Origin of the sequence: Desulfosporosinus nitroreducens (assembly GCF_023897015.1) — a bacterium.
GTDB classification, from domain to species: domain Bacteria; phylum Bacillota; class Desulfitobacteriia; order Desulfitobacteriales; family Desulfitobacteriaceae; genus Desulfosporosinus; species Desulfosporosinus nitroreducens.
This window is the reverse complement of the sequence record NZ_JAMHFY010000002.1, coordinates 291,752-314,855: the sequence shown is the minus strand read 5'-3', so window position 1 is coordinate 314,855 and position 23,104 is coordinate 291,752. Positions and strand designations below refer to the sequence as shown.

Below are 23,104 nucleotides of genomic sequence, written 5' to 3'. Positions count from 1 at the left end.
TAAGGATAAGATTGCAGGAATTAAACTCATATCCTATAATAAGTATGATTATAGTGAAGAAGAATTATGTATTCTCTAGCAATTTAGTAAATAACAAAATATACTAGCGAATCGTTTTTCGTGAATTATAAAATGAGGCTAGTTAGTAGAGTAGAAGGTTATGGTGATTATCAATGTCACAGATGGTTCGAAGGTTTATCAGGTTATTTGCGGGTCTTTTCCTGTTTGCAGTAGGTATAGTATTGACAATAAACGCTAACCTTGGCTTATCACCGTGGGATGTTTTTCATCAGGGAATTACATATTTAACAGGAATTACTATGGGGCAAGCAAGTATTGGCGTAGGGATTATTCTTGTTATGCTTAATGCTGTTTTAGGAGAAAGTTTAGGATGGGGATCCTTATGCAACATGTTGTTCATTGGATTGTTCATGGATTTAATAATGCTTAATCATTTTATCCCGTTATCAAATGGAATCTTTTCTGGCTTAATCATGATGTTTTTAGGTATGTTTATCATAGGATTAGCGAGTTATTTCTATATAAGTGCAGGATTGGGTTCCGGTCCGCGTGATGGGTTAATGATTGCCTTAACCAAAAAAACTGGTAGATCAGTTCGATTTATCAGAAATTCAATAGAAATTAGCGCACTCTTTGTGGGATATTTATTAGGCGGGTTCGTAGGGGCAGGAACACTGATCATGTCTATAGTACTTGGCTATATTATTCAGTTCGTATTTAAGCTTTTTAGATTTAATGTCAATCAGATTCAACACAGGTTCATTGATGTGGATTTAAAGCTTTTAAGAGCAAAGATATTAAAGAAGAAGGCCAGTCAAACAACAGGCATATAGTCCATTTAACTTCTAAAGCCCAATGTTATGTCATTGGCGTTAAGGAATTGACGTTAAACCGGTTACACATGTGATAATTTCTATTGACAGGGTAGATAAAGAATAGTATTCTATAAACAAATGAGATGTATTCTCAGTTATTTTTTAACCAAACTTGAGAATGGTTATCATTTTGATAGAGGAGGGATAGCCGATGGATCGCTTTTTACAGGATTTAAAACCTGGAGAACGAGCGCGTGTTGAACGTATTGAAGGCGGAGGGGCCTTGCGTCGTCGGATGATGGATATGGGAATCGTCCCAGGAGTAGAGTTAGAAGTTGTTCGCTGTGCTCCATTAGGTGGTCCGCTTCAGATCAGATTGAAGGGGTACTACTTAGCTATGCGTAGAGGAGAGTGCGCCAGGATTATGGTTTGTGCGCCAAATCGGGAATACAGCGAGCCTTCATTAGCGAGTCGTTAACTATATTTTATGACGAGTAAATGAGTGATTTTCAATATAATGTTGCCGCTAGGACATAATTATGAGCTGCGAAGAGAGGAGGCGGTAGGGTCATGAAAATAGCTCTTATGGGCAATCCTAATGTTGGCAAGAGTACGGTCTTCAATGTCTTAACAGGATCAAATCAACAAGTTGGGAATTGGGCTGGAAAAACCGTAGAACGTAAGTCAGGAATTATCCATAGAGCCAATGAGGAAATAGAGCTCATTGATCTTCCCGGAACCTACAGTTTGACTGCATACTCTCAGGAAGAGATTGTCACACGAGAATATATTCTCCGCGAAAAACCAGATGTCGTGATGGCAATGGTGGACGCTTCAAATATTGAACGAAACCTTTATCTTGTCCTTCAAATCCTTGAACTTGCTCCCCGTGTTGTAATCGGCTTAAATATGATGGATTTAGCAAAAACCGCAGGAATAACAATTCATTCTAATAAATTAGCATTAGCTTTGAATGTCCCTGTAGTAGAAATCACAGCTGCTAAAGGACAAGGTATTGAAGAATTTCTAGCTGAGGCTATTAGGGTAGGAAAACTTAAAAAAGATCCGATAGCGGATGATGTTCCTTATCCGGAGGAGCTTGAAAATAGAATTCAAGCAATGGAACGGTTATTATCAGATACCATTTGGGCTACAAAGTATCCCTTGCGATGGTTGGCTATTAAACGTTTAGAACAAGATCCGGAAATTGGACAGACTTGGAAGAGTATCCCACAGACAAACCAAAGGAATAGGAGCACGGATCCGTGTTGCGACCCTGGGGATCCTGTAAAATATGAACTTCAAGAATCGGTAAGTTTGCCTGGAGAAGCTTTACTCCAGGCATATGAGGCAGAAGGGTGGAACAAGGATCATTTCGAGATGGCAGTTGCAGATGCCAAGTACAAATATATCTCTAAAATACTCCCGGAATTTAGGGTGAATGAGAATCCTGTCAAACGCACTTGGACAGACAAATTAGATGAATGGATTCTTTCTCCCTTTTGGGGTTACCCTATTATGGTAATTATTTTATCACTGGTTTTTTGGTTTTCTTTTGTTGCCAGTGCACCTTTAGGCGGTGCTGTATCTGAAGCAATGGCCTGGGCGGCAGATGTGATTGTTGTTATCATGCAGTGGGGTCAAATGCCGGAAGTTATTCAGAGTTTGGTACGAGATGGAATATTCGCAGGGGTAGGTGCCGTTTTGGCATTCGTGCCCCAAATTGCGATTTTCTTTGCTTTTTTCTCCTTAATGCAAGACAGTGGATATTTAGCGCGTGCAGCATTTCTTGGAGATCGGTTTATGCAACTAATGGGGTTACATGGAAAGTCATTTTTCTCCTTGGTCTCTGGATTTGGCTGTAATGTTCCAGGGATTATGGCTACGCGAACTCTCGAAGATCCAAAAGATCGTTTAATTACAATGCTAATAAATCCATTGATTCCCTGTGTACCGCGCTTAGGGGTAATGAGTGCTGTTGTGGCTGCATTTTTCCCTGGATCTCGAGGGGCCTTCATTATGGTAAGTCTATTGTTATTAAGTATGCTTCTCGTAATGTTCTCCGCGCTCTTTTTAAGAAGAGTGGTTAGGCAAAAGGAACGCTCTGCCTTCGTCATGGAACTCCCCCTATACCATGTTCCCACTATTCGCAATGTGCTCTTGCCTACGTGGCAAAAAACATATTCTTTCTTGAAAAGGGCGTGGACGTTCATTTTAGTAGCTTCGATTGTGGTTTGGGTCCTAAGCTCTTATCCACAAGGAGTCCCGATGAATGAAACGTGGGCAGGGAAAATGGGCGGTTGGTTAGCTTTTATCGGGCAGCCGTTAGGATTCGACTGGCGGATTATGGTTGCGATTGTCTTTGGATTTACTGCTAAAGAAACGACATTATCGACCTTAGGTATTTTATACGGTGTTGCTGCTGATGCGTCGCAGTCCATCGCACAGGCAATGACTGGGGCAATGACTCCTTTAGGGGCATATACCTTTCTGGTAGTATATATGCTTTATATCCCTTGCCTGGCATCCGTTGTTACAACCTATAAGGAATCAAGAAGCTTGGGTTGGACAAGTTTTGGAGTTGCTTATAACCTAATCCTTAGTTTTATCATAGGCTGGCTTATTTTTCATGGAGGACAGCTTTTTGGCTTTCAATAAATGAAAAAAACCCTTTGGGGGTGAAGCGGATTGCTTACAGGCATTATGGAAGTGCTATCACGAAAAGAATCATTATCAATGACACAGCTTGCTACAGAGGTAGGCTATTCAGTTAGAGAGCTTGAAAGTGCTCTGGAGCAAATGGAACATATGGGATATGTTCGTCGTGAGATCTTAGGACAAGCTTGCAGTCCCGGTTGTGGAATAGATCAATGCAGCGGTCACTGTGAAGGCTGTGGTTTTCTTTCTACTCAGGCGTTTACTTTTTGGGTACTCACAGAGAAGGGGCAAATAATTTTAAGACAGTATCCCGGCAGATGATGTGAGAAGTTTCGAAATATGATATGATCTAAAGTATTAGGTCTATCTTTACTGTGAAGAAGGGAGCTCGTGAACTAATGAGTAAGCCCCGTGAGGAAAAATATCAGGCAATTTTAGATGCAGCCACGGAGGCTTTTGCAGAATATGGCTATTTTACCTGCCAAGTATCCAAAATTGCTAAATTAGCTGGAGTTGCTGATGGAACCATTTATTTGTACTTCAAGAATAAAGAAGATATTTTGGTCAGTCTTTTTTCGGATCGAATGGGGAATTTTATTCAAGAAATTCGTCAGTCGATAGTCAAATGTCAGACAACCCAAGAACGATTATTCTGTATAATTCGAACTCACTTCAAATACATGGAGGAAAATCGTTCGCTAGCTATAGTTACACAGATTGAGCTTAGACAATCAGACCCGAAAATTAGGGAGGCTATTTCTGGGCCTCTACGCGAATATTTCCATTTAATTGAGCAAGTTCTAACAGAAGGTGTGGAGAAACAAGAAATCATATTAGCTGACGTAAAAGTGGGTCGACAGATGTTCTTCGGTACATTAGATGCTGCAATCAGTGATTGGGTGAGTTCTAAGAAACCTCGTCCTTTGGAAGGTATTGAAGAATTAGTGTTTGAGCTAATGCGGGGAGCCTTTAAAATCAAACAATGACTCAAGTTTACCTCATAAGTGTTATAAGAATTGTAAGGCCTTTCACTTCAATCAAAAAAGTGAAAGGCTCTTATTTTGAAGATCCCGTCCCAAACATGAAGGAAACCTTACCGGTTTTCTTCATTTGTCTCAGCTATACTGTATAATGGTCATCGTGCGGCTATTCGTTCTGCTTTTGCTGAAGGTCGGTTTTTCATAAATAAGGCGATAATTCCTGCAACAAGGGGAAGAAAGAATAAAACGGAAATTGCCGTTGCTAAACCGTAAAGATCTCCTATATGACCGATTATAATGACCAGCAGACCTCCGATTCCTCCGGCAAAGCCCATGGTTAATCCGGCTGCTAAAGACTTATTATTTGGAATGGCTTCTTGGGCTGCAACAACGGTCACAGAAAAACTAGATAATAGAGAAGCGCCAGCAAGGGCTAAGAAAACAATACTCAAAATGCCTTGCGTGTGTGAAAAGCCATAAAAAAGAGGAGTAGCTAGGACCAGCGAACTGACAATTAAGAGTTTACGGCCATAACGATCTGAAATATATCCACCTAAGATTCCGCCAATTGCTCCAGAAAACAGCATAATGAAAACTAAATGACTAGAGGCAATTGAAGAAAGATTTTGTGCTTGAAAATATAAGGGAAGGATGGTTAACAATCCAGTATATGCTAATGCACGAATCGCAATAACACTGGTAATAGCTAAGAGTTCTTTTCGTGCGGTTTGTAAAGAATGTAATACTTCGGATAAAGTAGGGACGTTTCCGCCAAGGACATTATTCTTGGGAGCAAAGAAAAAGAGTAACAAAGCGACTAATATTCCCGGTATAACCGTATAAACAGTAGCGCTAAGACCATAGGTTTGAAACAAGGGAACCAGTAAAAGCGGGCTGAGAGCAAAGCCAATATTTCCAAAAGCTATAAAAGTAGATAAGAGAACTGCTTTTCGGTCACCGCTGACAACAGTAATCATTGTTGAAGCTTGGGGATGGAAGGCGGCAGTTCCAAGACCTGCCAAGGTGGCTAGGAGAACAAGCAGGAGATAGTTAGTGACAAGACCCGTTAAACTGAGCATAATCGCCATCCATAGGGTGCCCACATGGACAAGCCAACGCTTCCCCTGCCGGTCAAGGAAGTAACCAAAGATTGGCTGAATGAACGAAGAGCTAATAGTAAACGCTGATACTAAAATGGCTGCTCTAGTGGTACTGAGAGCCGTTGCTGCAACCAGAAAAGGAAGCATTTGAGGCAGATAGTTACTGTACATATCATTAAGCATGTGAGCCAAAGATAATATTCCGATCGTTGAATACTCAATAGGTTGCTTAGGTTTCATTTTGGGAGCTCCTTTCGGTCTTGTTATTTTTAATAAGGGCGTAGTGGGTAAGAAAAAATTCGAAATTAGCATGCCGTTGGACAATATCCTCAGCATAATCATGAAGTGCAGTTCTTCCGCGGGTAGTGATGGTGTACCATTTTCGAGGAGGACTCTTCTCTGAGGTCTGCCAAGTTGATTTTACCCATTGTTTTTCTTCCATGTCCTGAAGGGCGCGGTAAACACTGGGACTGTCCGTTAAGCAATATGGTATTTCTGTCTGCAAGCTAGAGAGGATCTGTGCTCCATAGGCCGATGAGGATTCCTCTAGAAAGAGGAGAATAAATGCGTTAGTGTGACGACTTTGTTTTGAACGATTCAAGACTATGCCCCCTTATACTGTTTATTACAGCATACTGTTTGTTACAGTATAATTGCTTTCAGGAATACGGTCAAACTAAAACAATATATTGATCATGAATATTGAAATGTAATACATTGAACATAAATAGACTAGTCTCTAGACAAATAGTTAATGTAGGGGTAGTATTTAAGAAAATGTCAATACTATTTTAAACAAAATCAACAGATAGGGAGATTGCGATGGATTTTGCAGGGAAAGATAAGGCCACTTATGTGAAAGAGACGTTCAATGCTATAGCAGGGCGTTATGACTTAATGAATAGCTTAATGAGCTTAGGAATGGATAAAAGATGGCGGCGTCTTGCGGTTCAAAAGGTCGGGGCAAAGCCTGGTATGCATATACTTGATGTTTGCTGTGGGACAGGACAACTTTCAATGGAAATTGGAAATGTTGTTGGGCCTGAAGGGAATGTAACAGGATTGGATTTTTCGCAAAAGATGCTGGAAGTAGCAGAAAAATCCTTGCGCCAAGTATCTAATCCGGCTCATATTCGATTTATTCAAGGGAATGCAATGGAGCTTCCCTTTCCAGATAATTCGTTTGACGGTGCAACTGTGGGCTGGGGATTAAGAAATTTGCCGGATTTGAGACAGGGATTGCGAGAAATGGCGAGAACGGTTAAGCCGGGCGGGAAAGTTGTATCTCTTGATATGGCAAAACCATCACTGCTAGGTTTTAAACAAGCATATTGGTTATATTTCGATAAGCTCGTTCCCTTAATGGGCAAGGTTTGGGCAAGAAAAGCCAGTGCCTATCAATATCTTCACGACTCAGCCCGAGAGTTCCCGGCTCAAGAAGAATTAGCCCGTATCTTCACAGAGTGCGGTTTGAAAGATGTAAGCTTTAATAATTTAGCCGGTGGTGTTGTCGCCATAGTTTCAGGGAAAAAACCATGAGCTGGTCTAATCCTGTTTAAATCCTTTTGATAAATAAAAAACCGTTGCTAAACGGTTTTTTATTATTATCTTACTAATTTTTTGCCCACAAGAGGAGCTGTGTTTCTTAATTTCTCTGCATGATTCTTTGCAAAGATGTCCATACTATCGATGTTACATAGGAATATTGTGAAAAGGAAGGGATAAGTATGAAAGTTCGTGACGTTATGACTAGCCAAGTTGAGTCGGTCACTCCGAGTTCTTCAATTGTAGACATAGCACGGTTGATGAGGAGCAGTGATGTAGGGTCAATTCCTGTTTGTGAAGGGAATAAAGTATTAGGTATCATTACCGATCGGGATATTGTCCTTAAGGTTATAGCAGATGGTAAAAACATTCAAAGCACATCTGCCAAAGATATTATGAATTCTGAGGTTATCACAGTAACTTCTGACCAAGATGTTCATGAAGCCACACGTATAATGGCTGAATATCAAATCAGGAGATTACCGGTCACTGAGCAGGGTAAGATAATTGGGATAGTTGCATTAGGTGACTTAGCCACTGAAAAAATTCATGTGAATGAAGCTGGTGATGCCCTTAGTGGTATTTCACAAGGTGCTCATCATTAAAAAATAACAATTAGGTGAAAAAAATGAGCGATTTACGAGATCGAATTGACTTAGGGACTTGGGGAGCGTTTCGAACAGGATGGTGGGTACTTCACATTGTAGGGATAATTGTTGTTGGGTACATCGGCTATTGGATCGCTAGGATGTAGAATAGAGCCATAAAACAGCTAATAGCGTTGTGAAAAATTCACGACGCTATTAGTTGTTTTATGATAAAATAATGACAATACCTACAACATTACGAGAAGAGGATGTGTTCACTATGGATTTAAATGTCGGAAGAAAAGGTCAGGCTCAGACAACGGTAACTGCTTCAAATACTGCTAAGGCAATGGGAAGTGGACAACTTGAAGTCTTCGCAACGCCAGCAATGGTGGCACTAATGGAACAAGCTGCTGTAAATTCTTTAGCATTGCCTGTTGGACAATCCAGTGTGGGGACTTCCTTGACTATTAAACATAGTGCTGCAACACCCTTGGGCGCTAACGTCTTTGCAACGGCTGAACTTGTTGAAATAGACCGTCGGCGACTTGTTTTTTCAGTTGAAGTTTGTGATGAAGCGGGTCAAATTGGTTTTGGAATGCATGAACGTTTTATAATCGATATTGAACCTTTTCTTGCTAAAACACAAACTCGCAAACAGGGGATGTAACGTGGAAGGATTTAATACATTATCTGAGAGGAAAACATGGGAACAGATAATTGATAAATCTCGCTTTATTGGTATTGCAGTTCCGCTGACAACTGCGGAGCAAATTGATAAAGCTATGCAGAATATTCGCGAAGAGTATCCAAATGCACGTCACTATGTCTATGCATATCGACTGCATGACGGGTTTATTGAGAAATCCTCAGACGATGGTGAACCTCAAGGGACAGGTGGCCGGCCAATACTTGATATTCTGCAACATCGAAATATTTGGAACGTATTATTGGTTGTAGTAAGGTATTTTGGAGGAGTATTACTGGGAACCGGCGGGCTGTCTAGAGCTTATGGGGGAACTGCCCGGCAACTAATTAATGAGACAGAACTAAAGGAATTGGCACTCTATCAAATATATGTTTTAAGTGTGCCTTATGAATGGTTTGAAATGCTTAAGTATCAATTTGACCAACATAATTGGATAATTGAAAAGGAAGACTTTAGAGAAGTGATTGAAATGCTTGTTCATGTTCATGGACAAGAAGCTGAGGTATTTCAAAAATGGGTTGATGATTTTACTAGAAGACAAGTTCGTTGTGAGAGTCAAGGCACCATCTGGAGATAACTAAAAACATATAAAATTTAAATAATTCAGAAGAGTAGAACTTTAAGAAAGTGAACACAATCACTTTCTTTTATTATCCATATATGATAATATGATGATGAGGATCAGAACAATTAATGGCATGGTTAAATATGATAGTGAAAAGAAGAGCAAAATTCTGAGTGAAGGGGGCGTTTTTATGTTAGCTTTCATTCCTATACTAATCATCGGTGGATTTCTGGGAGGATGCGCAGTTGTTATCGCTGCTTCATGCGTTCAGCTTGTTAAAGTAACTGTTAATTTACCGAAAAATGATGGCAGAATGCCTAGAGCGATTGAAGCTTAATAAATGGTAATACTAGTTAAATGTAATCACCCAAAAACACCCCTTGATTAGAGGGGTGTTTTTGATTTTTGCGCAGGCATCAAAAAAGACGAATTATTTACCTAAAGATACTTTGATTTCGGCCCGTTGTTTTTGCTTCATACAGGGCATGATCTGCTCGCATTATTACGGAAGCAGGAGTATCGGTGGAACGCCAAAGTGTGACGCCAATACTTACAGTAACAGAAACATTCATAGCCGTTATTTGATTGTAAACTTGGGTTTTCTCCACGACTTCTCGAATTTTCTCGCTGATAAATAATACGATTTTTTGTGTTGCCTCTGGAATAAGAATGGCAAATTCTTCTCCTCCATAACGGGCAATGAGATCTTCTTCTCTTAAATTGTTTCTAAGTTCTCTCACGATAATTTGTAATACAGTATCTCCAAATTGATGTCCGAAGCGGTCGTTAAATTGTTTGAAGTTGTCAACATCAATCATGAGTAAGCCAAAAGTAACCGATCGTTTATGACGTTGACAAAGTGAAATATATTCATGCAAGCGTTTTTGAAAGTATCTATGATTATATACGCCAGTTAATCCGTCAGTAATTGATTCTCGTTCTACAATGGCATAAAGAAGAGCATTCTCCAAGGCAGAAGTGGCGTGACCAGCAACTGTTTCTAAGAATTGCATTTGTTCTGGAGTTATCTCCGCTTGTCGAATCGCGTGAATATTTATTGTGCCTGTTTTGTGCTGGGCATTCTGAAGGGGTAAGCAACATATCCATTCCCAATCCTGTGCTCTATTTCCTGGGGAGCAATAATAAGTAACACCTTCAGATAATACTTGAGCGAGAAAAGACAAATCGAGATTTGGTGGCATCTGAGGGTATATTGTACGTGAGTCAAAGACTCCAATAACTTCAAAATCTTGCGTTTTCTCATTGTAAAGGCAAACACTTGCTTGATCAATGCTAATAAGTGAAGCAATGGCACTAATAATATTGGCAGCAATCACTCTTGGATCAAGCGACGCATTAAGTGCACGTGCAATATCTAAAAGAACATTAGTCTGTAGACGTATTTCTTCTAGTTGACTTTCTAAGGTTTGTATTCTTTCCAATAATATAGAAGTATTTTCTGGGTCGTTTCTCCGATCACTAGACATAGATATGCCCCCTAAACCGAAATCTAAGCATGTATGATGAGCAGACATGTTGTATATGGCTACAATGTTTATATTATTCTCTCTAAATTTGAATAATCCTTTGATAATATATTTATTTCCGAAAAGAAACTTTAGTAAAGAATGTAATTCGAAAGAGTAATAAGAAGGAGAAACAAGACTTCTGTCGAATTTTTATAAATACTGTTTAATATAAGGGGGGGCCCATGTTCTGACATATCAAATTGCCGTTGTTTTAATAAGTGTTCCATTTGTTGCGTTTTTGATTTGGCAAGCGAGGGTATTTGGTATATCCCGAATGAGAGCATTTGCAATTTCGGTTTTATTGAGTTGTGCTGTGTTATTGTTTCCTTTAGCTCTTCGGTCAGGTTGGACAACTTGGTGGATATTGTCTGTGCTGATTTTAATTATTTCGGGTACAATATGGTCAAAAATACAATTATATAGAAATACAAGAAACAACAGAGAATTACAGGATGTACATGAGGCTATCTCCGTTAATTCAGAGATAGAGATCACGGTTGAAAAAGAAGTTGTAGTAGAAGAAATGATCACGGTTGAAAAAGAAGTTGTAGTAGAAGAAATGATCACGGTTGAAAAAGAAGTTGTAGTAGAGGAAATGATCACGGTTCAAAACGAACTTGTAGAAGAAGAAATGGTCATAATTGAAGAAGAACTGGCTGTCGAGGAAGAGAGTATTCGTGATTCTGAAAACGCGCCATCGATCGATGAACTTATTGAATTAGGTTTTAAAGAGAAAAACTTAGATAACTTTCAACAGGCAGCCTATTATTTTTTGCGTGCATTAGCTCTTAATCCGATGCCAGATTTGGCCTTATGTTTAATCATGGATTGTTATTGGTTGCTAAATAATCTAGGGGAACGTGATTATGCTATAACGGAGTTAAAGATACATGTTAAAACTAATATATCACGATTTAATCCAGAGCTTCAGCATCGCTTTGATGCATGGATGATCAAAGAAAATCTTAACAAATATTTTAATGATTAGGGGGCTTTCGCCTATGAAGATGACAAAAGTAATAATTGGCTTGCGTGTTATTAGTATTTCGGACGGGACACAAATTGGGGTTGTGAAGGATTTGGTTCTTAACCAACAGAGCAAATCCCTAGATTTTATAATTATCGACCAACCCTCAGATTATTTTGGTGCGAAGGTCGTTTCCTTCACTGATATCTTAGGCATTGGAGAATTTGCAATTACTGTCCCACATCAGGGAGTAATACAAGATGTTGCGCAAAATACAGAGATTCAGAATTTGTTAAAGCAAGATATCCGAGTAATAGGAACAAAAGTGTTAACAAAAAAGGGACAACTTATTGGAGAAGTCAAAGAAATAATAATTGATGAGGAAACCGGCTATATAGCTTCTTGTCTTTTTGAATCAGAGGGACAGATGCAAAAGATTGAGGCTGAAAAAATCATTACTTTAGGTAAGGAATTACTGATTATTGAAGGGGAAGCGATTCCCCGAGACTCTGACAATTCCAAATTCAACGATGAACTAATATCTCAGATAGAGAATCCTGATCTGTTACAGAATATTGCGGAAAATGAAGATGGCATCGGTACCGAAGATTTTATTGAGAAAATGGATGTAGTTGAAGGGCTTGAAGCTGATTTTAACCTGTTTGAACAACGCCAACTCCAATATTTCATCGGCAAAAAAGTTGAGAATGATATTGTTTTAGACAATGGGGATATTTTGCGTGCTGGAGAATACATTACGCCTGAAATGGTGACTCACATTAAAACTAGAAGCACTTTGATGGAAGTTACCTCTCATTTGCAGAAAAACTAAGAAAGATAAATGGATGTAGCTACTATGAAAAAAACAAGGTTGCTTATCTTAGCTTTATTGCTACAACTATGTGTTACACTGGGGTTTGGAGCCGTTGTTTCGTATGGCAATACGCGTGACCGGGCGCCATCAGGGTTAATGATATGGGACCAGGATATTTCTGGATTAAGTAGAGATCAAGTATCTGCTCTACTAAGAGAAAAACTCCCGAATACTGTTACGTATGTGGATCAAGTTTATCCTTTGAAGTGGGAACGCACTTATACAGAGATTGAACATTGGTTAGATCAAGTTTATCCTGCTACAACGGGCTCTCGGGTTGGAGATATTTTTCAAAATCTGGCGCGACCCTTGATCGTTTCATCCGATAGCATTAGATTAGATCAAGCAGAAATTATTACACAGCTGCAAGAATTTAGCAGGTTGATTAATCAACCTGCCCAGGCAGCAACAATTGAGTTTGACGCTGGTCAATTGAAAAAGACAGACGGACTATCGGGAAGAGACCTTGATATTGAAGCGACCTGGTTAAAGATTTTCCAAGAACAGGTACAAAAAAATGTCGAGGCTGTTGTGAATGTTATTCTGGCTAATCCCAGCACAGCTGACATATTGGAAATCGGGGATAAGTTAGGAGATTACACGACCTATTTTAATCCTCAGGATGGGCAACGAACTAATAATGTGCGTTTAGCCGCTATGGCGTTGGATAATCGATTAATTCCACCTGGAGAAGTATTTTCATTCAATGAGGTTGTTGGAGAACGAACGGTAGCTACTGGTTATTCCCCAGCCATTGTCTTTGTAAATCAGTCGATGGTCAAAGACATTGGAGGAGGCATTTGCCAAGACTCCAGTACGCTATATCAAGCTGTACTCCAAGCTAATCTGTCTATTGAAGAGAGGCACACACATTCTTTGCCGGTTTCCTATGTTATTAGAGGGCAAGATGCCACAGTATCCTACGGAATTCTTGATTTTCGCTTTCGAAATAATACTCAAGGGTATTTATTAATAAGTGCACGTACTGGTCCGAACTGGTTAAGAATACGATTGTTCGGATTGGCTGATGAAAAACACCCAGAGCTTCAAAATCCGCAAGGTTATCCGAGGGGTCCGGAATCGTGGGATAAAGACCCAAAATAGAACTTATTTATATTGTTATATGTAGAAAATTGACTCCCGATAGGAGGCTATGCAGCCCTAGCGGGAGTCAATTGTTACAGTAGACTAAATGACAACAGTTATAAGCAGTTGCTTCTGTTCCTGCGATAGTAACTTATAAATTCTGAAAAATAAGTTTTGCAGCTACTAATAAAGACATTATGACAAATAGAGGCTTCACTATTTCAACACCACGATGAATGGCAAGCTTCGTACCTACATAAGAGCCTAAAATCATAAATATGGCCATGGGGATTCCATAAGAAAGGATAATCTTCCCATTCCAAGCAAAGAGGAGAAGAGAAGCGATATTGCTCGTGAAATTTAAAACTTTGGAATTTGCAGATGCAACGACGAAATCGAATCCAAACAGTGCGATGAATGAAAAAATTAGGAAGGATCCGGTTCCGGGACCAAAAAAACCATCGTAAAATCCGAAGATCAGCGCAAATAGACAGCCTGCAACTATCCTTGAAGAACTTAGTTCTTTGAATTTATTCTCGATCCCTAAGTTTTTATGGAACAAAGTGTATATTCCAACAAATAGAATTAGGAATAGGACAGCTTTATTCAAAAAATCGGAACTGACACTGAGAACCGTCCAAGCACCTAGAAATGCACCGATTAATGTAAAAGGAATCTGCCACTTGACAAGCGGAAAGTGAACTTTCCCAGAGCGAGCAAAGGTTATAGAACTGTTTAAGGAAGCCAGGGAAGCTGCAAATTTATTAGTTCCAAGTGCTAGATGGGGAGGGACACCCACCATTAGTAATGCTGGTAAACTAATAAGTCCTCCTCCTCCAGCAATTGCATCGACCATTGCTGCAACAAAACCAAGAATGCACACTATGAATAGATCAAGAAACATTATTATACCTCACTTTAGACATCGCTTTTATAGTATACTACCAAGTGCAATCCCCGTCATCAACTTCTATTAATATGGATGACATGGACTGTGAAAATAGCGAAAAATGGTGTAGGATTATATAGTGGTTAAATAATATGCTTCGACAGGAAGGAGCAAACCTCTAAATGCGGCAAGTAAGTGTTAATTCGTTAACAATGGGGGATGTCTTGGGTAAAACCATTTTCTCCAGCTCGGGCAGAATCCTTTTAGGTAAAGGCGTTAAACTAACTCCATTATATATTGCCAAATTAAGAGATATGGGGATTTCTATCCTTTACATTGAGGATGATCGTTTTGATGATGTAATTGTAGAAGATGTTATTAGTGAAGAACATCGTCGTGAGGCCATGGAGATTTTAGAGAAAAGTACAAGGTCTGTTCGACTGGGAAAAGAGCTCGATGGTTTTGATTTGAAAAGAATTATCAATAAAATCGTCGAGGAGATTCTATTCAAAAAGGATATACTAGTTAACATGATGGAAATGCGCAGTTTGGACAACCAAATGTTTGCTCATTCAGTAAATGTTTGTGTACTTTCGACTATTTTAGGGAAGGCCCTGTTACTTGACCGTGAAAAACTTGAGACTTTGGCTATCGGTGCAATCCTGCATGATATTGGAAAGGTACAAGTGGATCCCAAGCTAATTGCTAAGGTTGACTTAACAGCGGAAGAAGTTGAGACACTCAAAACACATACAACACTGGGCTTTGAGGATCTTAGGAAAAGAAAAGATCTAAATTTAGTCATTGCCCACATTGCTTTTCAACATCATGAACATATGAATGGGACAGGCTATCCACGACAATTAAAAGAAGGCGAAATTCACCCTTTAGCGCAGATGGTAGCGATTGCGGATCTTTATGACAAGTTGACTTCTGACCACAGCAATGTGAAACGTATAATGCCGCATGAGGCTTGTGAAATTCTAATGGGTCTGGCTGGTATGCTCTACCCCTTAGAAATGGTCAGAGTATTTATGAGAAATATTGCTGCGTATCCGACAGGGGTTACGGTAAAATTAAATACTGGTGAGATTGGGGTTGTGGTTGATCAGAATTTGAGCATGCCAGCCAGGCCGATCGTACGAGTTTTTGACGAATCAGACTTTGGGTCAAATGTCGTGAAAGAGTACAACATGGTAGAGAAAAGAACTATCTTTATTCAGGAAGTTTTAAGCTAGTTGGCGGAGGTAACACATGACAAAGATTAGTTCTGATGGTCAGGTATCCCAGTATATTTTTGATGCTTTACAAGAGCGATTTCCTGATGCTCACTGTGAGTTAGTCTTTCACACGCCTTTTGAACTATTGATAGCCACGATCTTATCCGCTCAATGTACTGACGAAAGAGTGAACCTTGTGACTGCTTCTCTATTTGCAGAGGCAAATACTCCTGAAGCAATCATGAACTTGGGGCAATCCGCACTTGAAAATAAAATTCGTTCTTTGGGACTCTTTCATAACAAGGCCAAGAACATTCTAGCTGCTTGCAAGGTGCTCGTTGAGAATTTCGAGGGAGAGGTTCCTGCTGATCTTGAGTTATTGAGAGCTCTTCCGGGTGTAGGGCGAAAAACTGCCAATGTTGTGGTTAGCAATGCCTTTGGAATTCCGGCAATCGCGGTTGATACCCACGTTTTTCGAGTTGCGAATCGCTTAGGGATAGCTCACGAGAAAACTCCAGAGAAGGTTGAAGAAGAGCTCATGCTTACTTTCCCACGGGAAAGATGGTCTTTAGTTCATCATCTTATGATCTTTCACGGAAGGCGAATCTGCAGTGCTCGAAAACCGCGTTGTGAAGAATGTCCTCTTACTAAAGTCTGTAAAACGTACCCGCAATTCGGTCAAGTAATTTTGCCAGAAAAAAGAGAGGGTTGATCACAATGAAATACGTTCGGTTTTTAAACAGTAAAAAAGAAATTCGATTTGGAAAAATTGAAGGAGAGCGGATTCAAGTTCTCGATGGACCCTTTCTTGATCCCGCAAGTAAACCAACCGATATTATATTATCCTTGAATGAGGTTACTTTGCTTGCTCCTGTGGATCCCAATAAAGTAATATGTGTAGGGCTTAATTATGCTTTGCATGCCAAAGAGTTAGAACATTCGTTGCCTGCCGATCCGGTTATTTTTATTAAGCCTCAATCCAGCGTTATCGGCCCAAATGATGAGATCATCTGCCCCAAAATAAGCCAACGTGTTGATTATGAAGCAGAATTGGCTGTCGTTATCGGAAAAACTGTCAAGGACGTCACTGAAATCGAAGCGGCAGAGGCTATTTTTGGTTATACTTGTGCAAATGACGTAACGGCTAGAGATCTGCAAAAAAAGGATGGTCAATGGACTCGCGCAAAATCATTTGACACATTTTGTCCAATCGGCCCTTGGGTTGTAACAGATATTGATCCGAGTCACTTAGACATTCAATCAATACTCAATGGTGAAATAAAGCAGTCTTCGAATACCCAGAATTTCATAACTTCAGTGCCAAAACTCGTGAGCTTTATGTCTCAGGTCATGACGCTTAATCCTGGGGATGTAGTACTTACAGGTACTCCTGAAGGAATTGGAGCTATACAATCAGGGGATGAAGTTATCGTCAGAATTGAAATGATTGGGGAATTACGCAATACCGTAAAATAAATCATTGAATGACACTTATTACTTGCATAATATGGGGGTACAAGCATGATTCGCATCGGACATAACCCTAACACTAATATGTTGCCTATGTTCTTTTTTTTGCAAAAGGACCATCCTTTAATAGAAGCGGTTACCGCTGAGCCCACGGGACATAATGCAATGTTGGCTGATGGACGGATTGATATGGCACCGATAAGTGCGTTTTCCTATGGAGAGCATTGGAAAGAATATGCGATTTTGCCCAATCTGTCGGTTTCTACGAAAGGACGAGTAGGATCAATTCTGATATTTTCGAAAGTGCCTTTAAAGGAATTGCACGGTTTGACCGTCGCTTTGACTGACACATCTGCAACCTCAGTTAATCTTACTAAGATTTTGCTCCACCATTTCAATGGAGTAGTTCCTAACTATTTGACCATGTCCGCTAATCTTCAAGAGATGTTTGCTAAAGCTGATGCAGCGCTCCTAATTGGGGATGCAGCTATTCAAGCAGCGCTTCTTCATCCGGATTGTTATATCTATGATTTAGGTGAGGAGTGGCTTAAATATACTGGTTGTTCCATGACATATGCGGTTTGGGCATTCCCCAAAAAACTCTTAACAGAGAGAAAGCAAGAAATACAGGCCATCTATCAGTTGCTCTTGGAGGCTAAAGCTAAGGCACTGTGCCATATAGAGAATGTCATTGAGACATGCCGAGCCATGCTTGGAGGATCGCAGGATTTTTGGAGAGATTACTTTACACAGTTTAACTATGGTTTAGATCATCCGTTTGTCTTAGGGCTAAATAAATATTTAGATTTATGTTTTGAACAGAATTTGTTGTCAAGTCGTCCAGTTCTTGAGTTTTGGCCTAAGGAGTAGAGCATGGGATATTGGGTTTACCTTGTAAGATGTGGTGACAATACAATCTATACCGGTGCAACGACAGATCTTGTGCGGAGGGTGAAAGAACATAACAGTGGTGCCGCAAGAGGCAAAGGAGCAAAGTATACTGCCTCCCATCTTCCAGTTACTTTGGCACAAGCTTGGGAGGTTGAAACATGGAGTGAAGCCTTGCGCTTGGAATATGCCATAAAACGATGTACCCGTATAGAAAAGGATCAATTAATAAAACAACCTGAACTTATTTACCACCTTGCGGAGCGACGTGGGCTTAAGTTTTCAATTTTAGAGGTTTATCGAGAATCGGTAAATCCGGCGAATTGATAGCATTTAATACAATAGTGGGAGGGAATTTCATGCCAATTGTACAAATCGAATTATTAGAAGGTCGTACACTCGACCAAAAAAGATCGCTCGTAGAGAAAGTCACTCAGGCAATTATTGAATCAACGGGGGCTGCCCCAGAAGCTGTCTCAATAATTATTCGGGATATGCCAAAGGAAAATTACGCTAAAGCAGGTAAGCTTGCTTGTGACAAATAGGTTAATTAGCTGGTTTAGTTTAAAGCAAAGTGCGAAGAGTACCTCCTCTTCGCACTTTGCCTTTATGGGACTAGATGGGGCTATACATTGTAGGCACTTCCTCCTAAAAACTCTCTTAAAATGGAGTTGAAAGGAACAGTAGAAATATCTAATGAATCAAAAAAGGATAAAAGGGTTAAGAGGTGAACGGCCATCTCATAATGAGGGCATTCTGGAGTTATAGAGATCAGTAAATGTTCTGCATAGGGTCGTAATGCATTGAGTTCGTATAGCAGGCTAGAGTTAAACATGACATCTGCTTCTTCCTGATATGGAAAGATATTGTTGTTTTCTCCTCGACGAACACTTTCCCATTGGGCTAATGTTCGAGCAGGATCACTCCCGCGGAATTTATAATCTCTTACAAGACGGCGTATGAGTCGAACCTCTGTAGTAGGAACTCGAGTATAAGCATCAATATTAAGCTGAAAAAGGGCACTAACATATATCTTAAACATTTGAGTACGATCAAGTGAAGGCAGTAAAGATGGGTTAAGTGCATGAATTCCCTCTATTACAAGAATTTCATCGGGACCTAGACGCATAGTTCTTCCGGCGGGACATCGCCCGCCGCATACAAAGTCAAAGAGCGGAGTTTCAACTTCAGATCCCCCAATCAGAGCATTTAAATGGGCAGCAAGAAGGGGTAAATCAAGGGCTTCCAGGCACTCAAAATCGTACTGTCCATTGCAATCCAAGGGGGTTTTTTCCCGAGGTAAAAAGTAATTATCAAGAGATAATGCAACTGGGCGAAGACCGTTAACGCGTAATTGAGTTGACAAGCGTTGGGCAAACGTTGTTTTCCCAGAAGATGTAGGCCCGGATATAAGGATAACACGGACTTTAGAACGTTTCTTAAAGATACGATCAGCAATTGAGGAGATCATCTTTTCATGTAAGGCCTCAGCTAAATAGATGAGGTCCTGAGAAGATTTGGCTGAAATAATTGCATTGACATCTTGAACGTTAGAAAGGTGTAAGTTCTCCAGCCAACGCTGGGTTTCAGAGAATGTTGCAGAAAGTTTTTCCGGTGGAACAAAGGGAGAGAGCGAATCTGGATGATTGGCATTAGGAAAAAGCAGAATAAAACCAGGTAAAAAGTGGATCAATTTAAAGTGCTTTAAAGACCCAGACTGCTCTAATGGAGGATAGATCGTAGTGATCATTTGCTCTTGTATTTGGCAATGAAATAAATGATCATCACCAGTCTCATAGTGAATAGTTTGATCTGTATTCACCCAAGTCTTCAAGTGGTCCTCAATTTTCTGAATTTCCCTTGAAGACAGTACTGAATTTTTAAGTTCACAATATACACCATCGAGGATAGAGTGAGAAATTATGAGTTGTTCGCTCGGGAAAAGCTCTTTAATGACTCCTATAAGTCCAATAATTAGAGTTTGCCGATATTTGCGGATTGAGTAATCAGACATTCCTGATCTCCTTTCGATTTTTAACTATATTTTACAATGGTATTCAACAATAGAATATAGGTTTCCTTTAAAACTTTGATTTAATTTCAGAACTTAATAATACATTTAAGCTTTTAAGAAGGAGATTTATTATTATAAGGCGAATATACAGCGAATAGATTGTAAATAATTAATCAAGTTAAATAGGTCTAGGAGGGAAATGTATTGTACGAAAGCACACGGGGTAATCTTTATGGACAAACAGCTGCGCAAGCTATAACATTAGGAATGGTACCAGGCGGGGGACTTTTTGTCCCTTCAACTTTTCCCGACTTGAATTGGAAAGACCTTCAGGGGTTAACATATCGTGATGTCGCCAAACGTGTCATGATGCCATATTTAGCGGACTTCGCTGAGGAGTCTCTTTCCGAAATAGTCAACGTATATTCTGATGGAAGATTCGATGGAGAAGACCCAGCACCTTTGGTATCCTTAGGGAAATTCGGAGTGTTGGAACTTTGGCATGGACCTACGGCTGCTTTTAAAGACATGGCCTTGCAAGTGTTGCCCGACTTAATGAAGGTTAGCCTTGAACAGTTTAATCGGGAAGAAGATGTTCTGATTCTTGTAGCTACCTCCGGTGATACTGGAAAGGCAGCCTTAGAAGGGTTTAAAAACAGAAAAGGGATGCATATTGTTGTCTTTTACCCGGATGGTGGCGTGAGTCCTGTTCAAGAGCGTCAAATGACAACAACAGAGGGATCAAATACTCATGTTGTGGCTGTTGTGGGTGGAAACTTTGATCAGTGTCAAACAGCTGTAAAGCACATTTTTGCCTCAGATTCTTTGAAGGCAAAGCTTCAAGGGAAGAATTTCATCTTTTCCTCTGCTAATTCAATTAACTGGGGTCGGCTTCTGCCTCAAATTGTATATTATTACTGGGCTTATTTACAGGCAGTGAGCCAGGGGAAAATCACCTCAGAAGGTAAGATGAACGTGGTAGTCCCTACTGGAAATTTTGGAAACTTACAGGCTGCGTACTACGCTAAGCTCATGGGTCTTCCGATTAATCGAATAATATGTGCTTCAAATACTAATAATGTCTTGGCGGATTTTTTTGCAACTGGAGTTTATCAGAGTCAACGTGCCTTTTTTCAGACGATCTCCCCTTCAATGGATATTTTAGTTTCAAGTAATTTTGAGCGGTTTCTATATGAAATGAGTGGGCGAAATTCAGAGAAGATTCAATCATGGTATGACGCAAGTAATCAGGGGACGTTTACAGTTGATCCAACTACCCTGAAAGCATGTCAAGATACTGTTTATGCCGGATGGGCGAATGAGGAGGAAACGCTTGAGACAATAGCAAGAAGTTATAAAGCCTATCAATATGTTTTTGATCCACACACTGCAGTCGCTATGAAAGTGTACGAGGATTATCTTTCCGCAACAAACGATCAAACATTCACGGTTATTGCTTCAACCGCAAGCCCCTTTAAATTCTCCTCTAATGTCATTAGAGCGTTAGATGGAGAGCGAGAGTTGAATTGTAAGGATGAATGGGAAGCGCTTGAGCGTTTGAATATATTGACAGGATGGAAAATCCCTTGGGGTTTGCAGGGATTAGACAGTAAAACAGAGAAAAAAGCTACATCATGTGTACCAGAAGGGATTGCTGAGCTAATTGAAAAAATGTTCATAGATTAGTCTAGCTGGACTAGTAAAGATTAAGGAGTGAGGATTACCCTCACTCCTTAAAATATTCTCTCGTGTGGGTGCGCCTTTGGGTAAGACCCAAGAAGTTTAACGGAAATATGTTCTTCCTTAAGTGCCCAGAGTACATCTTGAATGAGGGGAGCAAAGACATAACCGTCTACATCAACAAAGAAAACATACTCTCCCAGTTTTCGTTTTGAGGGACGGGATTCAATACGACTTAGATTGATATGGCGTTTGGCAAATTCGCCTAAAATACGATATAGGGCGCCGGGGGTATTTTCTGCAATAACCAAAAGAGAGGTTTTATCTTCGCCGCCGGACATTTCTGCAAGGCTATGACCAACCAAAACAAAGCGTGTTGCATTTAATGTAGCGTCTTGAATGCATTCTCGTACAAGGTGAAGGTTATATAGTTGAGCAGCTCGACGAGGACCTATAGCCGCCCAGTTTTCCCGAATCGAAGAAATTCTATGGGCCGCCTCAGCTGTGCTCAGGCAAGTGATTTGTTGTGCATTAGGGAGATGATTCTCGAGGAAATCCCGGCATTGCCCAATCGCCTGTTCGTGAGAATAAACCCGCTCGATTTGTTCCAGAGGCATAGGTTCGTGTGCTAAAAGGCATTGGTCAATAGAATGGATAAACTCATTGGTGATAAAGAGGTGCTCAGTTTGACCTAGTGTATCCATAGTTACTCCAACTTGCCCTTCGGTAGAATTCTCTAAAGGGACAAAGGCCAAGTCAATTTCTTTATCATTACAGGCGAACAGCAATCGTGGGATTGTTGAGAATGCGATAAGCTCAGGCGATGAATCATTTAATTCAGGCTGAGAGGCTATAAATAAATGAATCGCCTCCTCAGAAAAGCTGCCTTTAGGTCCTAAATAGCCAATTTTTTTCATGTCCTGTCTGTCTCCTCTCTAAATAAAAAAACTTGGCAAGCATAAAGCGCTGGCCAAAGATGGCCGAGTGTCCCTGGAGCCAAGGACGGCGGGAAGGGACCGCTGGCCAAGGATGGCCGAGTGTCCCTGGAGCCATGAACAGCGGTAAAGGCCTTCTCGAAAGTAAAAAAATCCGTCCCATCCCGTTTAAGGAACGAGTCGGAATTTTTACGGCCCGCCCTCCAGGCGTTAAGCAATTTCTCAGTCGATTATGTAAATACTTGATGAATATTGAATATATTTCTACTATCATAATACAGATAGAGATTAACGGCAAGTTTATAGTCGAAAGAGAAGAATCACACACTTGCATAGGTCGCAGTGATCGAGTAAAATATATCTTGGAAGGTTGGGGAACCTTCCAAGGGGATAGTGGACAAGGTGAAGCAGGCAGTGGTACGTACGCTGTCTGTTTCGCTATGTTTATAGGTATCTTGGTTATGATTTTTATAAGAGCACTCCTATTACTTATAAAGTTTGTGAGAAATAGTAATTTACAAGCAGGATGTATATAATAAAAGATAAGTAATTATTTCTGGGGGGGTAAATAT

28 protein-coding genes are annotated in these 23,104 nt (G+C 40.2%); 22 read left to right on the top strand and 6 right to left on the bottom strand.

From position 1 onward, the window contains the following. Nucleotides 1-173 precede the first annotated feature (173 nt). From M8E35_RS03700 to fadR, 5 genes are all read left to right on the top strand, one after another. Nucleotides 174-854, top strand: coding sequence for a YczE/YyaS/YitT family protein (locus M8E35_RS03700; RefSeq protein ID WP_252467419.1), 681 nt, complete (start codon nucleotides 174-176; stop codon nucleotides 852-854). 193 nt (nucleotides 855-1,047) lie between these two features. After that, entirely contained in the window at nucleotides 1,048-1,314 is a 267-nt protein-coding gene (locus M8E35_RS03695) for a FeoA family protein (RefSeq protein ID WP_252467418.1), read from the top strand. A 92-nt stretch (nucleotides 1,315-1,406) separates the two neighbouring features. Then, nucleotides 1,407-3,494, top strand: coding sequence for a ferrous iron transport protein B (feoB, locus tag M8E35_RS03690; protein WP_252467417.1), 2,088 nt, complete (start codon nucleotides 1,407-1,409; stop codon nucleotides 3,492-3,494). 30 nt (nucleotides 3,495-3,524) lie between these two features. Further along, on the top strand, nucleotides 3,525-3,815 hold the full coding sequence (locus M8E35_RS03685; RefSeq protein ID WP_252467416.1) for a winged helix-turn-helix domain-containing protein: 291 nt from the start codon (nucleotides 3,525-3,527) through the stop codon (nucleotides 3,813-3,815). 77 nt (nucleotides 3,816-3,892) lie between these two features. Then, nucleotides 3,893-4,480, top strand: coding sequence for a fatty acid metabolism transcriptional regulator FadR (fadR, locus tag M8E35_RS03680; protein ID WP_252467415.1), 588 nt, complete (start codon nucleotides 3,893-3,895; stop codon nucleotides 4,478-4,480). 149 nt (nucleotides 4,481-4,629) lie between these two features. Here fadR and M8E35_RS03675 read toward each other — a convergent pair whose 3' ends face one another. Continuing rightward, entirely contained in the window at nucleotides 4,630-5,814 is a 1,185-nt protein-coding gene (locus tag M8E35_RS03675) for an MFS transporter (protein WP_252467413.1), read from the bottom strand. Further along, entirely contained in the window at nucleotides 5,804-6,175 is a 372-nt protein-coding gene (locus tag M8E35_RS03670; protein ID WP_252467411.1) for a PadR family transcriptional regulator, read from the bottom strand. The genes M8E35_RS03675 and M8E35_RS03670 overlap by 11 nt, the downstream gene beginning before the upstream one ends. Nucleotides 6,176-6,396: 221 nt before the next feature. On the opposite strand from M8E35_RS03670, the gene M8E35_RS03665 reads away from it, so the two are divergent. The 6 genes from M8E35_RS03665 to M8E35_RS03645 all read left to right on the top strand — a co-directional run bounded on the left by M8E35_RS03665 (nucleotide 6,397) and on the right by M8E35_RS03645 (nucleotide 9,317). After that, a complete protein-coding gene (locus tag M8E35_RS03665) occupies nucleotides 6,397-7,113 on the top strand; it encodes a demethylmenaquinone methyltransferase (protein WP_252467409.1) in 717 nt (238 codons plus the stop codon). 188 nt (nucleotides 7,114-7,301) lie between these two features. Then, nucleotides 7,302-7,724 carry a CBS domain-containing protein gene (locus M8E35_RS03660; RefSeq protein WP_252467407.1) on the top strand — a complete coding sequence of 141 codons (423 nt, stop codon included), beginning with the start codon at nucleotides 7,302-7,304 and terminating at the stop codon, nucleotides 7,722-7,724. Between the two features lie 23 nt (nucleotides 7,725-7,747). Then, nucleotides 7,748-7,873, top strand: coding sequence for a hypothetical protein (locus M8E35_RS26420; RefSeq protein WP_282433990.1), 126 nt, complete (start codon nucleotides 7,748-7,750; stop codon nucleotides 7,871-7,873). A gap of 113 nt (nucleotides 7,874-7,986) precedes the next feature. Next, a complete protein-coding gene (locus tag M8E35_RS03655) occupies nucleotides 7,987-8,376 on the top strand; it encodes a thioesterase family protein (RefSeq protein WP_252467405.1) in 390 nt (129 codons plus the stop codon). A 1-nt stretch (nucleotide 8,377) separates the two neighbouring features. After that, nucleotides 8,378-8,992, top strand: a complete 615-nt coding sequence (locus tag M8E35_RS03650) for an IMPACT family protein (RefSeq protein ID WP_252467404.1) — start codon at nucleotides 8,378-8,380, stop codon at nucleotides 8,990-8,992. Nucleotides 8,993-9,170: 178 nt separating this feature from the next. Beyond that, nucleotides 9,171-9,317 (top strand): hypothetical protein, encoded by a 147-nt coding sequence (locus tag M8E35_RS03645; RefSeq protein WP_207650033.1) that lies wholly within the window; start codon nucleotides 9,171-9,173, stop codon nucleotides 9,315-9,317. 97 nt (nucleotides 9,318-9,414) lie between these two features. Here M8E35_RS03645 and M8E35_RS03640 read toward each other — a convergent pair whose 3' ends face one another. Then, nucleotides 9,415-10,467 carry a sensor domain-containing diguanylate cyclase gene (locus M8E35_RS03640; protein ID WP_252467403.1) on the bottom strand — a complete coding sequence of 351 codons (1,053 nt, stop codon included), beginning with the start codon at nucleotides 10,465-10,467 and terminating at the stop codon, nucleotides 9,415-9,417. Between the two features lie 316 nt (nucleotides 10,468-10,783). On the opposite strand from M8E35_RS03640, the gene M8E35_RS03635 reads away from it, so the two are divergent. From M8E35_RS03635 to M8E35_RS03625, 3 genes are read left to right on the top strand one after another with little or no spacing between them, the layout of a single operon-like run. After that, nucleotides 10,784-11,497 carry a hypothetical protein gene (locus M8E35_RS03635; protein ID WP_252467402.1) on the top strand — a complete coding sequence of 238 codons (714 nt, stop codon included), beginning with the start codon at nucleotides 10,784-10,786 and terminating at the stop codon, nucleotides 11,495-11,497. Nucleotides 11,498-11,510: 13 nt separating this feature from the next. Next, a complete protein-coding gene (locus M8E35_RS03630) occupies nucleotides 11,511-12,308 on the top strand; it encodes a PRC-barrel domain-containing protein (protein ID WP_252467401.1) in 798 nt (265 codons plus the stop codon). A 24-nt stretch (nucleotides 12,309-12,332) separates the two neighbouring features. Continuing rightward, nucleotides 12,333-13,454 carry a VanW family protein gene (locus M8E35_RS03625; RefSeq protein ID WP_252467400.1) on the top strand — a complete coding sequence of 374 codons (1,122 nt, stop codon included), beginning with the start codon at nucleotides 12,333-12,335 and terminating at the stop codon, nucleotides 13,452-13,454. Nucleotides 13,455-13,587: 133 nt separating this feature from the next. Here the strand turns inward: M8E35_RS03625 and M8E35_RS03620 are convergent, their stop codons facing one another. Beyond that, nucleotides 13,588-14,340 carry a TSUP family transporter gene (locus tag M8E35_RS03620; protein ID WP_252467399.1) on the bottom strand — a complete coding sequence of 251 codons (753 nt, stop codon included), beginning with the start codon at nucleotides 14,338-14,340 and terminating at the stop codon, nucleotides 13,588-13,590. Nucleotides 14,341-14,507: 167 nt separating this feature from the next. Between M8E35_RS03620 and M8E35_RS03615 the strand changes: the two genes are divergently transcribed. From M8E35_RS03615 to M8E35_RS03590, 6 genes are read left to right on the top strand one after another with little or no spacing between them, the layout of a single operon-like run. Then, the gene (locus M8E35_RS03615; RefSeq protein ID WP_252467398.1) at nucleotides 14,508-15,563 is read left to right on the top strand and encodes an HD-GYP domain-containing protein; all 1,056 of its coding nucleotides are present in this window, start codon (nucleotides 14,508-14,510) and stop codon (nucleotides 15,561-15,563) included. Between the two features lie 16 nt (nucleotides 15,564-15,579). Beyond that, complete coding sequence (gene nth / locus M8E35_RS03610; RefSeq protein WP_252467397.1) at nucleotides 15,580-16,257, top strand: endonuclease III; 678 nt, start codon at nucleotides 15,580-15,582, stop codon at nucleotides 16,255-16,257. Between the two features lie 5 nt (nucleotides 16,258-16,262). Continuing rightward, on the top strand, nucleotides 16,263-17,021 hold the full coding sequence (locus M8E35_RS03605; protein ID WP_252467396.1) for a fumarylacetoacetate hydrolase family protein: 759 nt from the start codon (nucleotides 16,263-16,265) through the stop codon (nucleotides 17,019-17,021). A gap of 45 nt (nucleotides 17,022-17,066) precedes the next feature. Then, nucleotides 17,067-17,885: a menaquinone biosynthetic enzyme MqnA/MqnD family protein gene (locus M8E35_RS03600; protein ID WP_252467395.1), complete on the top strand. Its 819-nt coding sequence runs from the start codon at nucleotides 17,067-17,069 to the stop codon at nucleotides 17,883-17,885. Nucleotides 17,886-17,888: 3 nt separating this feature from the next. Beyond that, nucleotides 17,889-18,230: a GIY-YIG nuclease family protein gene (locus tag M8E35_RS03595; RefSeq protein ID WP_252467393.1), complete on the top strand. Its 342-nt coding sequence runs from the start codon at nucleotides 17,889-17,891 to the stop codon at nucleotides 18,228-18,230. A gap of 32 nt (nucleotides 18,231-18,262) precedes the next feature. Beyond that, complete coding sequence (locus M8E35_RS03590; RefSeq protein WP_252467392.1) at nucleotides 18,263-18,448, top strand: 4-oxalocrotonate tautomerase; 186 nt, start codon at nucleotides 18,263-18,265, stop codon at nucleotides 18,446-18,448. An 80-nt stretch (nucleotides 18,449-18,528) separates the two neighbouring features. Here M8E35_RS03590 and M8E35_RS03585 read toward each other — a convergent pair whose 3' ends face one another. After that, nucleotides 18,529-19,917: a uridine kinase family protein gene (locus tag M8E35_RS03585; RefSeq protein ID WP_252467390.1), complete on the bottom strand. Its 1,389-nt coding sequence runs from the start codon at nucleotides 19,915-19,917 to the stop codon at nucleotides 18,529-18,531. Between the two features lie 204 nt (nucleotides 19,918-20,121). Between M8E35_RS03585 and thrC the strand changes: the two genes are divergently transcribed. Beyond that, nucleotides 20,122-21,603 (top strand): threonine synthase, encoded by a 1,482-nt coding sequence (gene thrC / locus M8E35_RS03580; protein WP_252467389.1) that lies wholly within the window; start codon nucleotides 20,122-20,124, stop codon nucleotides 21,601-21,603. Between the two features lie 47 nt (nucleotides 21,604-21,650). On the opposite strand, the gene pheA is transcribed toward thrC, so the two are convergent. Continuing rightward, the gene (pheA, locus tag M8E35_RS03575; protein WP_252467388.1) at nucleotides 21,651-22,514 is read right to left on the bottom strand and encodes a prephenate dehydratase; all 864 of its coding nucleotides are present in this window, start codon (nucleotides 22,512-22,514) and stop codon (nucleotides 21,651-21,653) included. A gap of 59 nt (nucleotides 22,515-22,573) precedes the next feature. Between pheA and M8E35_RS03570 the strand changes: the two genes are divergently transcribed. Next, the gene (locus tag M8E35_RS03570) at nucleotides 22,574-23,068 is read left to right on the top strand and encodes a hypothetical protein (protein WP_252467387.1); all 495 of its coding nucleotides are present in this window, start codon (nucleotides 22,574-22,576) and stop codon (nucleotides 23,066-23,068) included. Nucleotides 23,069-23,104 lie beyond the last annotated feature (36 nt).